The 16462-nt window shown below is 59.2% G+C and carries 12 protein-coding genes; 4 read left to right on the forward strand and 8 right to left on the reverse strand.

Annotation, left to right across the window (positions count from 1 at the left end; translation table 11 throughout):
* Positions 1-57: 57 nt before the first annotated feature.
* The 8 genes from AACY18_RS09140 to AACY18_RS09175 all read right to left on the reverse strand — a co-directional run bounded on the left by AACY18_RS09140 (position 58) and on the right by AACY18_RS09175 (position 8143).
* Positions 58-1068, reverse strand: a complete 1011-nt coding sequence (locus AACY18_RS09140) for a septal ring lytic transglycosylase RlpA family protein (RefSeq protein ID WP_339431350.1) — start codon at positions 1066-1068, stop codon at positions 58-60.
* Positions 1068-2078, reverse strand: coding sequence for a lytic murein transglycosylase B (mltB, locus tag AACY18_RS09145; protein ID WP_339464725.1), 1011 nt, complete (start codon positions 2076-2078; stop codon positions 1068-1070). The genes AACY18_RS09140 and mltB overlap by 1 nt, the downstream gene beginning before the upstream one ends.
* Before the next feature lie 17 nt (positions 2079-2095).
* On the reverse strand, positions 2096-3199 hold the full coding sequence (gene rodA, locus AACY18_RS09150) for a rod shape-determining protein RodA (protein WP_221730279.1): 1104 nt from the start codon (positions 3197-3199) through the stop codon (positions 2096-2098).
* A gap of 31 nt (positions 3200-3230) precedes the next feature.
* A complete protein-coding gene (gene mrdA / locus AACY18_RS09155) occupies positions 3231-5126 on the reverse strand; it encodes a penicillin-binding protein 2 (protein WP_339431348.1) in 1896 nt (631 codons plus the stop codon).
* Between the two features lie 10 nt (positions 5127-5136).
* Positions 5137-5604, reverse strand: a complete 468-nt coding sequence (rlmH, locus tag AACY18_RS09160) for a 23S rRNA (pseudouridine(1915)-N(3))-methyltransferase RlmH (RefSeq protein WP_339431347.1) — start codon at positions 5602-5604, stop codon at positions 5137-5139.
* Between the two features lie 9 nt (positions 5605-5613).
* On the reverse strand, positions 5614-6108 hold the full coding sequence (gene rsfS / locus AACY18_RS09165) for a ribosome silencing factor (protein ID WP_187678819.1): 495 nt from the start codon (positions 6106-6108) through the stop codon (positions 5614-5616).
* A 72-nt stretch (positions 6109-6180) separates the two neighbouring features.
* Positions 6181-6903, reverse strand: coding sequence for a nicotinate-nucleotide adenylyltransferase (gene nadD, locus AACY18_RS09170; protein ID WP_339431346.1), 723 nt, complete (start codon positions 6901-6903; stop codon positions 6181-6183).
* Positions 6872-8143: a glutamate-5-semialdehyde dehydrogenase gene (locus AACY18_RS09175; protein ID WP_339431345.1), complete on the reverse strand. Its 1272-nt coding sequence runs from the start codon at positions 8141-8143 to the stop codon at positions 6872-6874. The genes nadD and AACY18_RS09175 overlap by 32 nt, the downstream gene beginning before the upstream one ends.
* Positions 8144-8320: 177 nt before the next feature.
* Here AACY18_RS09175 and AACY18_RS09180 point away from each other — a divergent pair, with 177 nt between their 5' ends.
* The 4 genes from AACY18_RS09180 to AACY18_RS09195 all read left to right on the forward strand — a co-directional run bounded on the left by AACY18_RS09180 (position 8321) and on the right by AACY18_RS09195 (position 16387).
* Positions 8321-9019, forward strand: coding sequence for a DNA-3-methyladenine glycosylase (locus AACY18_RS09180; protein WP_339464726.1), 699 nt, complete (start codon positions 8321-8323; stop codon positions 9017-9019).
* 81 nt (positions 9020-9100) lie between these two features.
* The gene (locus tag AACY18_RS09185) at positions 9101-10417 is read left to right on the forward strand and encodes a bifunctional DedA family/phosphatase PAP2 family protein (RefSeq protein ID WP_339464727.1); all 1317 of its coding nucleotides are present in this window, start codon (positions 9101-9103) and stop codon (positions 10415-10417) included.
* Between the two features lie 1039 nt (positions 10418-11456).
* Positions 11457-12797 (forward strand): hypothetical protein, encoded by a 1341-nt coding sequence (locus AACY18_RS09190; protein WP_339431342.1) that lies wholly within the window; start codon positions 11457-11459, stop codon positions 12795-12797.
* An 80-nt stretch (positions 12798-12877) separates the two neighbouring features.
* On the forward strand, positions 12878-16387 hold the full coding sequence (locus AACY18_RS09195) for a calcium-binding protein (protein WP_339464728.1): 3510 nt from the start codon (positions 12878-12880) through the stop codon (positions 16385-16387).
* The last annotated feature ends 75 nt before the right edge of the window (positions 16388-16462 follow it).

Genomic DNA, 16462 nt, shown 5'->3' on the forward strand with positions numbered 1-16462 from the left:
AACAACCTGATTCACCCCCAATCGCTGGTGAATCGTCAATCAAGTCCTGCGTATTGCTTACTCCGAAACCACACTTGGCGAACCAAGGTTGGCCAGGCGGACGCTGTTCTGTACCTGGGCAATCTCACCCGGCGAACCGATCGGCCCCAGACGTACCCGGTGCAGGGTCTGCTGATTGCGCACGATCGAACTGATGAAGACCGGAGCGCTCACCATCCCGCTGAGCTTCGCCCTCAGGAGCTCTGCAGCGTCCGGGTTGGCGAACGCGCCCACCTGCAGATACTGGCCAGATGCTGGTGCAGAAGCGTTTTTTTTTGCATCGAGCTGAACCGGCACGACGGCCGCGGCGTGTTGCTGCACCGGCGGCGTCCATTGCTCAACGGTGCCGGCCGAGGCCGTGATCACCGGAGCGCTATTTTGCGCGACTTGCGGCTCGTTGAGCATCAAAGGTGCCGGACGCCCCTTGGCAGCCCACCATTGTTGCGGATCAATGCCTTCGACCTTGACCCGCGCGGTGCCGATTTCGGCGTACCCCAGCTTCTTGGCGGCAGCGTAGGACAAATCGATGATGCGGTCGGAGTAGAACGGGCCGCGGTCGTTGACCCGCAGAATCACGCTCTTGTTGTTGTCCAGATTGGTCACCCGAACGTAACTTGGCAGTGGCAAGGTCTTGTGGGCGGCACTCATGCCGTACAGGTCATAGACCTCGCCGTTGGCGGTGTTCTGGCCATGGAACTTGGTGCCATACCAGGACGCTGTGCCAGAAGCGACATACGACTTCGATTCTTGCAACGGGAAATAGGTTTTTCCCAGCACCGTGTAAGGGTTGGCCTTGTACGGGCCGGTGTGCAGGGTCGGCGTGGCATCCGGGATGCGCGAGACATCGACGTCCCACCAAGGCGCGCCGTCTTTGTGCGCCCGGTTGATATCCAGACCCGGCTGCGCGCGCACAGCGGTAGACGATGTCTTTTGAGTCGGTGAACGGCTGGTCGAACAACTGGCGACCAGCACCGCCAACGCAGTGAATGCCACCAGTTTCAGGGGTTTGTTGATAGGCAATGCCCGCATTACTTGACGCCCCGTGCTTTTACCAGCTGTTCAGACAGTTGATGTACGGCCATGGCGTACATCACGCTGCGGTTATAACGCGTGATCGCGTAAAAATTCTTCAGGCCCATCCAGTATTCAGGGCCGTTTTCGCCTTCGAGACGAAATGCAGTGACTGGCATGTCATCGCGCAGCGCATCATGACTCGACCAGCCCAGCGCTCGCAACTCCCCAACGGTTTTCGTCGGCTCGATACCGGTGGTCAGGCCTTCATCGACCTGCTCGCCACGTACGTCTGCACGGCTGACCACTGGCTCGCCAGCGACCCAACCGTGACGCTTGAAATAACTCGCGACGCTGCCGATCGCATCATCCGGATTGGTCCAGATATTGATGTGACCGTCACCGTCGAAATCCACCGCATAGGCGCGAAAGCTGCTCGGCATGAACTGCGGCAGGCCCATGGCGCCTGCGTAAGAGCCTTTCAGGGTCAATGGATCGACCTGCTCTTCACGCGCCAGCAGCAGGAACTCACGCAGTTCCTTGCGGAAAAATTCGGCACGGGGAGGATAGTCGAATCCGAGCGTGGACAAGGCGTCGATCACCCGGAAATTACCGGTATTACGTCCGAAAAAGGTTTCAACGCCAATGATCGACACGATGACTTGTGCCGGCACGCCGTACTCCTGTTCGGCACGGGCCAGCGTCGCCTCATGCTGACGCCAGAAGTCGACACCACGGGCGATACGTGCGTCCGTGATGAACATCGGACGGTATTCTTTCCATTGTTTGACCCGCTCGGCGGGTCGGGAGATGGCGTCGAGAATCGACTGCTTGCGCTGCGCCTCGCGAAACACACCCATCAGTTGCTCACCGGCAAAGCCGTAGTCGCGGGTCATTTCACCGACGAATTCGGCCACCTGCGGCGAGCCTTCGTATTCGCCGGCCAGCGCGTCCTGCACGCTACCGAGGATGCCTACCAGGCCAACCCACGGCGCGCATCGAGTCGCCCAGCCACGCATTACTTGCATTGAAATCTTCACCTTATTCAAACCTGCGCGATCCACTTGCGATGGGTATGGATCGACATCAAAACCCCAAACGCTGACAGCAATGTCACCAGCGAAGTTCCTCCGTAGCTAATGAACGGCAACGGCACCCCTACAACCGGTAACAGGCCACTGACCATACCGATGTTGACGAAAACGTAAACAAAAAACGTCATGGTCAATGCACCGGCGAGCAATTTGCCGAACAATGTTTGTGCCTGTGCCGTGATCACCAGCCCCCGACCAATCAACAAAAGATAGATCAGCAGCAGCACGCAAATGCCCACCAGGCCGAACTCTTCGCCAAGTACTGCAATGATGAAGTCGGTGTGACTTTCAGGCAGGAAGTCCAGATGCGATTGGGTGCCGAGCAGCCATCCCTTGCCGAACACGCCGCCGGAACCGATCGCCGCTTTCGACTGAATGATGTTCCAGCCCGTACCGAGCGGATCGCTTTCCGGGTCAAGGAACGTCAGGATTCGTTGCTTCTGGTAGTCGTGCATGATGAAAAACCACATGGCGACCGCCACGGGTACGGCGGCGGCCAATACGCTGAGAATCCAGCGCCAGCGCAACCCACCCATGAACAGCACGAACGCTCCGCCCGCCAGAATCAGCAGCGAAGTACCGAGGTCCGGCTGACGCACGATCAGAATGAACGGCACACCGATCAGCATCAAACTGATGCCGACATGCTTGAGTTGTGGCGGCAATGTCCGTTTCGACAGATACCAGGCGATGGTCGCCGGCATGAGGATTTTCATGAACTCGGAGGGCTGGAAGCGGATCACCCCGGGAATGTTGATCCAGCGTGTCGCGCCCATGGCGTTGTGGCCCATGATGTCCACCACCATCAGCAGCACCACCCCGATCACATAGCCGAGCGGCACCCAACGGGCCATGAAGCGCGGTTCGAACTGGGCGATGACGATCATCGACACCAGACCGATGCCGAACGAAGTGGCCTGTTTGGCCAGCAGATCCCAGTTCTTGCCGCTGGCCGAATACAGCACGAACAGGCTGCCGGCGGCGAGAATCAGCAACAGGATCAACAAAGGGCCATCGATATGCAGTTTTTGCAGCAACGTCGCGCGGCGACGCATCACATCCTCGCTGGAGAGCATGCGATCAAAGTTATTCATCACGGGCCGTAGCCTCCGCACTGATTGGACTGGCGTATTCGGCCTTCAAATGTCCGTCCTGATCCAGCAACCAGGCGTCCATGACCTGACGCACGACGGGCGCGGCAACACCGGAGCCGGACTCACCGTTCTCAACCATCACCGACACGACGATTCGTGGATCGTCGGCCGGGGCGAAACCGACGAACAACGCGTGGTCGCGATGGCGCTCCTGAACCTTGGAGCGGTCGTACTTCTCGCCCTGCTTGATCGCGACCACCTGAGCGGTACCCGATTTGCCGGCGATCCGGTATTGCGCACCGATTGCCGCTTTGCGCGCGGTGCCCCGGGCACCGTGCATCACCTGCTGCATGCCGTGGTTGACCTTGTTCCAGTCCGACGGGTCACGCAGGATAATGTCCGGCATCGGGTTTTCGTCCACCGGTTTCACCCCTTCGAGGGTTTTGGCCAGGTGCGGCCGGTTCCACACGCCTTTGTTCGCTACCAGCGCCGTGGCTTGGGCCAACTGAAGCGGCGTCGCTTGCATATAGCCCTGGCCGATCCCCAGGATCAGCGTCTCGCCCGGGAACCACGCCTGCTTGCGTGTCGCCCGCTTCCACTCACGCGAAGGCATCAGGCCTGGGGATTCTTCGAACATGTCCAGCGAGACCTTCTTGCCGATGCCGAACTTGTTCATGTAAGCCGACAGCCGATCAATGCCCAGCTTATGGGCCAAGTCATAGAAGTAGGTGTCGTTGGACCGCATGATCGCTGTGTCGAGGTCGACGAAGCCGTCACCGGTGCGGTTCCAGTTGCGGTATTTGTGATCGTAGTTGGGCAGCATGTAGTAACCCGGGTCGAACACCCGGCTCGACGCCGTCACAACCCCTGAATCGAGGCCGGCAATCGCCACCGCCGGTTTGATCGTCGAGCCCGGCGGGTACAGACCGCGCAGCACGCGGTTGAACAGAGGCCGGTCAATGGAATCACGCAACTCGGCGTATGCCTTGAAGCTGATCCCGGTCACGAACAGGTTCGGGTCAAAACTCGGCTGACTGACCATCGCCAGCACTTCGCCAGTTCTCGGATCGAGCGCGACCACCGCACCGCGACGTCCGCCCAATGCCGCCTCGGCCGCTTCCTGCAACTTGATGTCCAGGCTCAGAACGATGTCCTTGCCGGGAATCGGATCGGTCCGCTTGAGCACACGCAAGACGCGGCCACGGGCGTTGGTCTCGACTTCCTCGTAACCCACCTGACCGTGTAACTCCGGCTCGTAGAAACGCTCGATGCCGGTCTTGCCGATGTGATGGGTGCCGCTGTAGTTGACCGGGTCGAGGCTTTTGAGTTCTTTCTCGTTGATCCGCCCCATGTAACCCACCGAGTGCGCAAAATGCGCGCCCTGCGGGTAGTGACGGACCAGTTGCGCAATCACTTCCACGCCCGGCAGACGGAACTGGTTCACGGCGATGCGGGCGATCTGCTCCTCCGTCAATTCGAACAGGATCGGTACCGGCTCGAACGGCCGACGCCCCTGACGCATGCGCTTCTCGAAGATCACCCGGTCTTCGGGCGTCAGCCCTAGCACTTCGACGATCACGTCGAGCACTTGCTGCCAGTCGCCGGAGCGCTCGCGGGTCATGCTCAGACTGAAGCTTGGCCGGTTGTCGGCCACCACGACGCCATTGCGGTCGAAAATCAGCCCCCGCGTCGGCGGGATCGGCTGCACATGGACGCGGTTGTTCTCCGAGAGGGTCGAGTGGTACTCGTACTGGATCACCTGCAAGAAATAAAGCCGTGCGATTAGCACACAGATCAGCGCCACCACCACAACGGCCCCGAATATGACGCGGCTACGCACCAGGCGTGCGTCTTTTTCGTGGTCCTTGATGCGGATCGGCTGAGACATGAGGGCAGGCTTACTTGTGGTAAGGGTGACCGGACAGCACGGTCCAGGCACGGTACAACTGTTCGCCGATCAGAATCCGCACCAGCGGATGCGGCAGCGTCAGCGGTGACAACGACCAGCGTTGATCGGCACGAGCACAGACTTGCGGCGCCAGCCCTTCCGGGCCACCAACCATGAAATTGACCGTGCGCGAATCCAGCCGCCAACGGTCGAGTTCGACCGCCAGTTGCTCGGTACTCCAGGGTTTGCCGTGGACTTCCAGCGTGACGATCCGCTCGTTCTGCCCGACCTTGGCCAGCATGGCTTCGCCTTCCTGGCGGATGAAACGAGCCACGTCAGCATTCTTGCCACGGGTATTGAGCGGTATTTCCACCAGTTCCAGCGCCAGCTCGGACGGAAGACGCTTGGCATATTCATGCCAGCCTTCTTCCACCCACTTGGGCATGCGTGAACCGACGGCGATCAGTCGCAGTCGCACAGCGATCCCTTAGAGCTGGTCTTTGTTGAGCTTGGTGAAATGCTCGTGGGTGTTTTCCGGGCTGTGGTGTTTGGCGTCGGCCGCGCGGCTTTGCTCGGCACCGGCCCACAGGCGTTCCAGGTCGTAGAACTGACGCGCCGAGGCGGTCATCATGTGCACGATCACCAGGTCCAGGTCGAGCAGCACCCAGTCGCTGTCGCCCTTGCCTTCTTCGCCCAGCGGCTTGGCGCCCTGCTTTTTGACTTCTTCGCGAACCTTATCCAGCATCGCGTTGATCTGGCGATTGGAAGTACCGGTGGCGATGATCATGTAGTCAGTGATGCTCTGCTTGTCGCGAACATCGATGATCTGGATATCTTGCGCCTTGACGTCTTCCAGTGCAGCCACGGCCAGCTTGACCAGGTCGTCACCTTTCAGCGGCTCGTTGGTGTTGACCGGCTCTGGCAGCGGGGCGCTCTTGAATGTGCCTTTGCGCTTTACTTTGGTTTGGTCTTTGTCAGTCATATAAAACTCGTTTTGCTCATGTATTCGGCGGCTTGGCGACACGGTGATCCGTATCAGTGAAGCACGCCTTGTTCAGTTCGACGCACGGTAAAGACCGTGCGCATCGATGTAGGCCAGGACCGCGTCGGGCACCAGGAAACGTACCGACTTACCGCTGGCCAGCAGTTGACGGATCTGGGTGGCGGAAACCGCGAGCGGTGTCTGCCAGACGAATGCAATCTGTCCGCTCGGCCCTTTCAGGGCCAGCGGGTCGCTCACCGAACGCGCTGCCAGCAGGTTGCGCAAGGCATCCGGCGGTTCGCTGTCGGCGTCCGGGCGCTGTAGCACCAGGATGTGGCAATGCTGGAGCAACTCTTCCCAGCGATGCCAAGTGGGCAGGCCGCAAAATGCGTCCCAGCCCAAAAGCAGAAAAACCTGGGTCTCGGCGGCCATTTCGGCACGCATCAACTCCAGGGTATCAATGGTCCAGGACGGTTTGTCCCGCTGCAATTCGCGGGCGTCCACCACCAGCGGCGGCACTCCGGCCACCGCGCACTCGACCATCGCCAAGCGATCCTGCGCCGACACCTGCGGTGTATCGCGATGCGGCGGTCGCGCGCTCGGCGTCAGACGCAACTCATCCAGTGCCAGCGTTTCGGCCACTTCCAGCGCGCCGCGCAAATGGCCAATGTGCACCGGATCGAAGGTGCCGCCCAATATGCCAATGCGCAGTGGGCGGGGCTCGCTGCCCGATGGCGTCGCTGTCAGGTCGAGGTCGGCCAAGTCAGACCGTCGCCTGGCCGCGTAACTGGCCATCACCGACCACGATGTACTTCTCGCAGGTCAGCCCCTCAAGACCCACCGGGCCGCGGGCGTGCAGCTTATCAGTAGAAATGCCGATCTCGGCACCCAATCCGTATTCAAATCCATCGGCGAAGCAGGTCGGCGTGTTGATCATCACCGACGCCGAATCGACTTCAGCCACAAACCGCCGCGTGTCTGCGAGGTTTTCGCTGACGATCGAGTCGGTGTGATGGGAGCCGTAATGGTTGATGTGTTCAATGGCCTGATCGAGACCGTCGACCACACGGATCGACAGGATTGGCGCCAGATACTCGGTGTTCCAGTCGTCTTCACTGGCCGGCACGGCGTCGATGATCGCCCGGGTGCACTCGCAACCACGCAGTTCGACGCCTTTTTCGCGGAACTGGGCAGCCATCGATGGCAGGAAATCCTTGGCAACGGTTTGATCGACCAGCAAGGTCTCCATCGCGCCGCAAATGCCATACCGATAGGTCTTGGCGTTGAAGGCGATGCGCTGGGCTTTGTCCAGGTCGGCGTGTTCGCTGACATAGACGTGGCAGATGCCGTCCAGATGCTTGATCACCGGCACGCGAGCATCGCGACTGATGCGTTCGATCAGACCACGGCCGCCGCGCGGCACGATCACGTCGACGTACTCGGGCATGGTGATCATCGCGCCAACGGCGGCACGGTCAGTGGTTTCGACCACTTGCACCACCGCTGCCGGCAATTGCGCCTCGGCCAGACCACGCTGGATGCATGCGGCAATCGCACGGTTGGAATGAATCGCTTCGGAGCCACCGCGCAAAATGGTCGCATTACCCGATTTCAGGCACAGACTGGCGGCATCGATGGTCACGTTGGGGCGCGATTCGTAGATGATCCCGATCACGCCCAGCGGCACGCGCATCTTGCCGACCTGAATGCCCGACGGGCGAAAGCTCATGTCACGGATGGCGCCGACCGGGTCTGGCAGCGCGGCAACCTGACGCAGGCCGACGATCATGCCGTCAATGCGCGCCGGGGTGAGTTCCAGGCGCTCCAGCAATGCGGGCTCCAGACCATTGGCGCGACCGGCAGCCAGATCCTGTTCGTTGGCTGCCGCCAGCTCGGCGCGTGCGGCGTCCAAAGCATTGGCAGCAGCCTGCAGGGCGCGGTTTTTCTGCGCGGTGCTGGCACGGCCGATGACCCGGGAAGCCTCGCGGGCGGCGCGACCCAATCGGGTCATGTAGTCAAGAACGGACTCAGTCATGGTCTGCTGGGGTCTTGGCGAAGAGGAAAGCGGCAGATTATAGCTGTCGCATCCCGGGACTAACAGCGGTGACGGGCGGATGGTCGAAATGAACAGTGATTGGCCGATGTTCAGGCGTAATTAAGCCTTGGATTGTTATCATCACGACCTCCTCCGCCTGGATAAATATCGCCTGCCATGCCCAACCAGACCGTTCGCACCCGCGCCGGACACCTGCTGCAGGGACTCCCGGACGCTTTTTTCGACCGCGATGCCCAAACACTGGCCAAGGATCTGCTCGGCAAAGTCATCCGCCATCGCGTTGCTGATTTGTGGCTCAGCGCGCGCATCATCGAAACCGAAGCGTATTACTGCGCGGAAAAAGGCAGTCATGCATCGCTCGGCTACACAGAAAAGCGTAAGGCTTTGTTTCTGGATGGCGGGCACATTTATATGTATTACGCACGCGGCGGCGATTCGCTGAACTTCAGCGCGCAAGGGCCGGGCAATGCGGTGTTGATCAAGTCGGCCTATCCGTGGGTCGATGAGATCAGTGGCCCGGCGAGTCTGGCGCAGATGCTGCTGAACAACCCTGATGCTCAGGGTCAGGCGCGACCGTCGCAAAAGCTCTGCGCCGGACAGACGTTGCTGTGCAAAGCGCTGGGATTGAAGGTGCCAGTGTGGGACGCCAAGCGTTTCGATCATCAGTTGCTGCTCGTTGAGGACACGGGGCCTGCGCCCTCGCACGTTATTCAAACCACGAGACTGGGCATTCCCCATGGCCGTGACGAACACCTGATGTACCGTTTCGTCGACGCGACCTATGCGCAATGGTGCACGCGCAACCCGCTGCGACGGGGTCAGGTCGAAGGCCGGGATTATTTTGTATTGCCCTGAACACGCTCCCGCATTGAGCGGTGTGCCGTTGAAGGTTAAGCGCCCCATGGGCTATTTGAAGATTTGATGGAGTTTGTCTGTATGGGCCCATGGCTCGATAGCGTGACCGGTTGGCTGGCGGCCAATCCACAGTGGCTGGCCGCAGCGGTGTTCATTGTTGCCTTTGCCGAATGCCTGGCGATTGTCGGGCTGATCGTGCCCGGCACGGTGTTGCTGTTTGCCGTGACCGTGCTGGCCGGCAGCGGCGCGCTGTCGTTGAGCGAAACCCTGTTGCTGGGTTTCCTCGGCGGGATATTCGGTGATCTGGTTTCGTACTTCCTCGGCCGACACTTTCATCAGAACATCCGGCGACTGCCCGGACTGCGCCATCACCCGGAATGGATGGCCGGCGCCGAAACCTATTTTCAGCGCTACGGCATCGCCAGCCTGCTGGTCGGACGCTTCATCGGCCCGTTGCGGCCCATGCTGCCGATGGTCGCCGGGATGTGCGACATGCCCTTCCCGCGCTTCGCCGCCGTCAGCCTTCTGGCCGCCGCCGGCTGGAGTCTGGCCTACCTGCTGCCAGGCTGGGCCACCGGAGCAGCGATCCGCCTGCCATTGCCCGAAGGGTTCTGGCTTGAGGCCGGGATTGTCGCCGGCTGTATCGCAGCCGTGGTCGGCCTCAGTGTGAACAGCAGCCTGCGCCGGCATCGCCGCGCAACGATCTGGATCAGCAGCATGAACCTGTTGATTCTGATCGGCCTGTTCATCGGCTATCCGCACCTGACAGCCCTCGACCAAGGCGTGATGACGCTGGTGCAGGAGCATCGTCAACCCGTGCTGGATGAAGTCGCGGTCACGCTCACCCTGATCGGCGAGTTCCGCAACATGCTGATGTTCAGCATCCTGCTGACCGTCCTGCTGTTGCTTTGTCGGCAGTGGCGTCAGGCGATTTTCGTCGGCAGCACCCTTCTCTGCACCGCCCTGGCCAACACCGCGACCAAACAGTTTTTCGCCCGGGTACGCCCGGACGTGCTGACCGACCCGCTTACCAGTTACAGCATGCCCAGCGGCCACGCCTCGGGATCGTTCGCCTTGTTCCTGGCTCTGGCCGTCCTCGCCGGACGCGGGCAGCCGTCACGCATGCGCCTGACGTGGCTGATGATCGCCTGCATTCCGGCCTTGGCAATTGCTCTGTCGCGCGTCTATCTGGGAGCGCACTGGCCGACGGATATTCTCGCCGGCGCCATGCTGGCCGCTGGCGTGTGTGCGGCGAGCCTGTGGCTGAGCCAACGCAAATTACCGCTCAATGCAATGCCGGTAAAAGTCTGGTGGCTGATTCTGCCGGCCATGGTGACACTGTTCGGTTTTTTCGTACTGCGTCATTTGCCACATACACTGTTGCGCTACGCCTACTAATAAATCGATTTACAACTATCACGCCCTCCGCACTGCTCTTTAAGGAAACTTCCGACGAGAGCAGTGTTATCCCCCTACTCCAACTTACCGACGCCAAGTAAATATTCTTGATTCACAGCGCAAGAACAGCGTCACACTTCGAATCCAACAATCAAAGTTACATATTTTGCTTGAGAGCAAGGCCGTGGCGCCTTTCATATCTGTGGAATTCAGTTAAATTCGACTCAGCAACTTATTCACCAACAACCACCCGCATTTTTTATCAATAAAAACGACACGATATTTTCATATATCCAGTACTGAGTAGTTCATGAGTCCGAAGTTACCTCGAAAACCCCCAACATCAAACGTAAAAGCGCCAGATCCAATGACGCCTGCATCACAACGCCCCGACGTAATTTTCGATCCTTTTGTACCCTATAGAGCCGGGCTCACTGATTCACCGAATCCTACGAATTCATCTATAAAACCTGTCACAGGCACCGATCTTTCCCGGCAGCCTGCTGTTGAAGTCACTCCCGCGCCGCGGCAAGGCTTTGCCCCCCGCAAAAACGACGGCTCCGTGAGTGACTACTGGCTTTCAGAAAATTTTCTGCGCGGCATGAAACCCGCGGATGCAGAAGGTTTTCGCTGGGTCGTCGGGCGCAGGTTTGTCGACGTGGAATACGAGGGCACTTTGCAAACCATGCATGTCGCCCTTGACGAGTTCGGTAACTATCGCGGCAAGTTTCTGACAGAGCGAACACCGTCGGGTCCCCTCCTCTATAAAAACGACGGCCTCCCCACCTGGCGGCTGACACAACAGGTCAGCGAACGTCCCGTGGTCAGCCCTGAGCGTCAGACGCAAAACATCGCCTTACCCAAAAGGCCCGCTCCGCCATTCAGCGAGCGGCCTGATCTGATGTCCACCGCCAAAAGACCTCGCCCACTCGACACACCCACATACATTGATCAAAGCCGATACTCGCCAACAGGACGCTCTCCGGATTCGCAGGGATATTACGAACTAAGGCCCGTCTTCGGTTCGAAGGACTCCAACATGCTTTTTGCATTCAGGGATCAGTTCGCCAATTGGGTTCAGGTCGACCCGCCCGCCAACGGTTTCGGCTCACACCCCACGCACTTGAAGCAATGGACCGATCACCAGCTATGGGAGGTCTACGGGATTGAAGGTCAGGACATCGTGCGTTTCAGGGCTCAAGCCCAGTCCAGCGGAAGACCTGCGCAATGGGCCGAGCCTCGCCCTGCCAAAAACCCGGTGACAGACTTACTGCGCAACGGCCTGCGCTGGATGCTGCCGGACTCGAACCTCACGCAACGCGAGACGTTCCTGCAATCGTTCAACCTGCTGCCGAGCCAATTGATCCGTTTGCAGCGACACCTGCAGACCGAGCTGACAATGCCCCAATGGGCGCTGGCGCACAAACGCCTGACCGAAGACATCAACAATCCCCAACGACTCGATCAACTGAGCCGCGATGCCGTCGAGGAGTTGAATCTCAAACGCAACGCACGTCACGACTGGTACAACCCCGAGACCAGCATGACATTCGAACTGCGCGAAGCACTCTTGAGCAAAATGGGTTATCTGCGCAACAAGTACAACTGCCTGTACCGGACCGACATTCCAGCGCTCTTTCGGGGCGACGAGCGTACGCCGTTCGAACTGGCCAATGACGACACCATGCTGCCTCGTTACCACCACGAACCCGGCGCTACGACTCACAAGCCGATGAGCGCGACCTTCAGCCTGAAAGAAGGCCAGATGTACGCCAGCGCGCCCGATCCCGAGTACTTGCAGTTCAACAGCCAGACCAACAAGTACCCGGGACGGGACGCCGACGCCAGCGACTCGGACAGTCATGCCAGTGACGCCAGCGACATAGAAAACGCCGACTCGTCAGACTGGTCCGAGGCCGATAGCCCGATTGCCTGGGATTACGAGCGCGATTACGAGCCCATCCGAACGCGGCAAAAGGAAATGTTTCTGTATGCCCTGGACACCCGCAATCTGGAAGTTGTCCCGCATGAAGAAAATTACCTGTTCAACTCCGCGGCCCGCCTGACGCCTCCGACCTGGTTTCCTTCCGACGATTTCGAGGGTTTGATTTCGGTCACCAGAAGCGGGCTTGAGGCAGACCGTATCTGGCTGTTGAACTCGACACTGACCAAGGGCGCCAAGGTCGAGGACATCACGCTACAAGCAGGTACACATGCCGAGCGCATCGAAGCGGCCACCCATGCGGGTCACCGCAATTACCCGGAATATGACCAACTGATCGACAAGGTCGAGGCGGCTGGCCTGCCGATACTTAGACTGTCGGGCAACAAAAACGAGTTCGGTCATGACATCACCTGGCCCGGAGTCACGGGCACCTGACAAATCATCAGTCATGCAAGTTCAGCGGCACACCGGTACGGAAACCGGACGTCATCGCTTCATCATTAAAGGATTAATACGTGTCAAAAATCATCGCTCCACCCCTGCACATTTCAAACGTCCAACCCATTGAGGTGACGCCCATCGATGCCTCGGCCAATCTCCATGCGCCACCGGCCGGCCGGGTGGACAGCGCAGCAACACTGGCAGGCACTGCACCGATATCCGACGCCGACGCCGACGCCGACGCACCCTATCGACGCACCCTCAAGTCCCTCGACAAACACTTCGGCCCACTGCGCATCGGTGAAGTGCTGACCAGTCGCGTCGAGCTCCAGGCCTTGGGGGCGACGGTCAATGGCCAGCCCATCAGTCCCGCGAACGCCGGTATGCCGATACCTGATCAAACCTTTCTGGACGGACTCAACTTCCACTCGGCGTCCGTCGAGAGCCGATTGAAGTCAGTCGATATTCCAGACAGCGGCGTGGTGGCGATGCTTTTCTATGAAATTGCCTGCAAGCGCTCGCCCGATGCCATGCCGTTGTTCGTCAGCGATACGCCGCTGGCCTCCGGCAGTGCAATGGAGCAACTCAATCGATTGGGTCAGGCCGCGCAGAAACTGGATATCCACCGGGCCGATTCGTTTGACAACGCTCCTGGCTGGGTCAACGGGAGGGCAAGCTACCTGATGAATGGATTCGGCGTCGGCCTGCAAGCATTCGGCGTCTACAGCGGATTCATGGGGGTACTGGACGGGATCAAGAAAGGTGACGCAGGGGAAGCGATATTCCAGGGCGCGTCGATCGCCGCAGAGTTCGGCTCACTGATCATCGAACAGGGGTTTAACAAGGGTGGCGAAGCGATGCTCAGACACGGCTCGACCACCTTCAAGCTTTTTCCTGGCACCTCGGCAGGCAAATTCCTGAGTCGAGGTGCCGGACTGTTTGCCAGTGCGATCACCTTGCCCTTCGACATCATCGATGCCGTCAAATCCTTCAATGCGGCGGCACAAGCCGAAGGCAAGGAAGCGCAGGATCATTACGTCAACGCGAGTGTGAGTGTAGCGGGCGCAGGTATCAGCCTGGTGCTGGGCGTGGCGGCGATCGCGGGGTTCGGCAGTACCGCCGGGCCTGTCGGCCTCGTTGCCGCAGCGGTGCTTATATTCGGCTCGATGATTTACTCGGCGGCCCGAGTCGTGGACGACATCGATGACTACATCGAGCTGAGCACCCTCGAACGCTTGCGCTCCGGCTGGCTCGCCTTTACCGGCAAGGATCTGGACAAGGAAGTCATGGATCGCTTCAAGCTCTCCAAAGGTTATCGTGACCACCAGGCACAACTGGAGATGTCAGCCAAAGAGCTGCTCGACGGCGCCTACAAAAACGCCATCGAACACATCGTCGACGGCGCTTTCAAAACTGAATTGAAGACAGTGGAACTCTGGCGCTATCAGTGGGACGAAAGCGCCGGCGAAAAACCGTTCAAACTCGACAGTCAGGCCGTCATCGTTGGCGCAGACGACGTGATTGATGCCAGCAACGGTCTGCCTGAGGATCTGAAAGGCAAAGTCAGCGGCACTGCTGGCGATGACAAAGGGGTTTTCTGGCGCCTCGGTGACGGCAATGACCGGGTCATCGGCGTCAAGGCCAAACCCAACCTGTTTGCCTATCGCGAGGGTCACAAGGCGCTGACCGGGGGCGACAAGAATGACGCGTTTTACCAGGCGGTCACCGAACAGGAACTTGATCGTCTGACCAAACCGCCTCATATCAGCGTGCTGGATGGCGGCGCAGGCTCTGACACCCTGGTCTTCGAGGGCAGCCGTCCGCTCAGTGATACCCGCCACGTCGGCCACGACATCGACCTGCAAAGCGGCCAGATGAAATTGCGCAGACTCGACGCGGCAGTCGATGCCGTCGAAGTCGCGCATCTCACCTCGATCGAGAACGTCTCGACCTTGCGCAAAGGCACAAGCCACGTCACCGGAAACGACGACGCCAATCGAGTGGCGGCCAACGGTTACGACCGCATCAGCACTGGCGGCGGAAACGACAGAATTGACATCTTTGGCCCCGATTGTCATGTCGATGGCGGCAGCGGCGCCGATCACTATTACATCGCCGACACCAACGCCCGAACGACAATTGTCGAGGATGGCGAACAATCGAGCGTCATCGAATTGGGCTGGCCAAGAGAAATCATTCAGCGCTGGGAGATCGTCGGAACCTCGCTGATCGTCAGTTCGTTGCGCGACAGGGATGGAAGAGATCCCCTGCACGTATTGACCATTAAAGACCTCTACGAATCGATCGACGGACAGCGCCAGTTGAAAAATGGACGGTGGCTGTTCAAAACCCAGGACGGGTATGAACTGTTGCCGCTCCTGCCCCAGCAATTAGGTGAATCGTTGAGCCAAGCGATTGAAGTCGCGCAGACCGTCAAGGGCCGACCGGCTCCCGATGCCGATATTGTCAATCACGGTACTGTCGTGATCACGGAGCAGGGTTCAAAGCGGCATTTTGTGTCACGCGCAGACGGCAGGGTCGAGTTTCTAGCCGCGCGTCACACACCGCACACCTCCCGAGAGGTTTATCTCGACTTCAAGGATTCGGAAATTGTCGAAGTGGTCGTCAGTTATGACGTCGAAACGCGTAAAGGCGTCTCGGGCAACACTCACTTGATCTACAAGGACATCAACCTCTCGATTTTGCTGCCATCAAAAGTGGTGGTGTTCAAAGGGATTATTCAGCCCATTACCGCCGCCACCGGCTACAGCGGCAGAAACAGTCTGAAAGTCACGACGCCGCGCCTGGTGCAAGACATTGCCGTGATCCTGCAAGACCAGGTGTCGTATCGACTTCAAGTTCCCTCACTGAACTACGAAGATGATTCCAGAAATCCCGGCAACAGGATTTACACCACCCGCAGTTGCCTGAAGCGCCGCAATGGCAACTATCTGTGTATCCAGCCACGACTCGCAAAGGCCATTGCGCTGCCCCCGGCCCCCAGAAAGATTGTCATCGAACCCCGGCCCCACACCGGCATCTATCTGCTGCAAGGCCAGAGCTCAAGTTACGATGTCTACCTGGCCAGCAACTCGATCATTCGCCTGTCCACCCCGCAAGCAGCGGCTGGAACGGCCGACGCCTCGACCTGGACCCTCTACAGCGAAACATTGACGGAAACGGTCACACGCGACGATATACGACTGGACTCCAATCGCTTGCGCGTCGGCAGTTGCGTCATCGAACTGCCAGGCATCGAAGGCGACATTGCGGTGGAGTCGATCAGCGTAGCGACTTCATCCGGCAATATTTATGAAGTGTCACTTCTGTTTGAAGTCATCCAGCTCTACGTCATCGACGCCCGACACTATTCCAGTATTGAAGCACTGCAAGCCGATATCCGTGCGCATCAACAGCGCAACGAACTGGCCGTAAAAGTTCATATAACCAACATCGGCTTCAAAACGGGAACCATCGGCACTGTGTACTACAGCTCGTTGAGGAACGGCTGGGGCGTCGATACTGATCCGCATCAGCCAATCAAACCCGAAGAGCTGACAATCGCGCCGATCGGCCAGGCCTGACCGCTCTCTTCTCACACTCAAGGACGCGCCGGTATGGATCTGATTGCCATGCCGGCCAACCCGATTCAGCCAACG

Source organism: Pseudomonas sp. EA_65y_Pfl2_P74 (assembly GCF_963970575.1).
In the GTDB taxonomy this organism is placed as follows: Bacteria; Pseudomonadota; Gammaproteobacteria; order Pseudomonadales; family Pseudomonadaceae; genus Aquipseudomonas; species Aquipseudomonas baetica_A.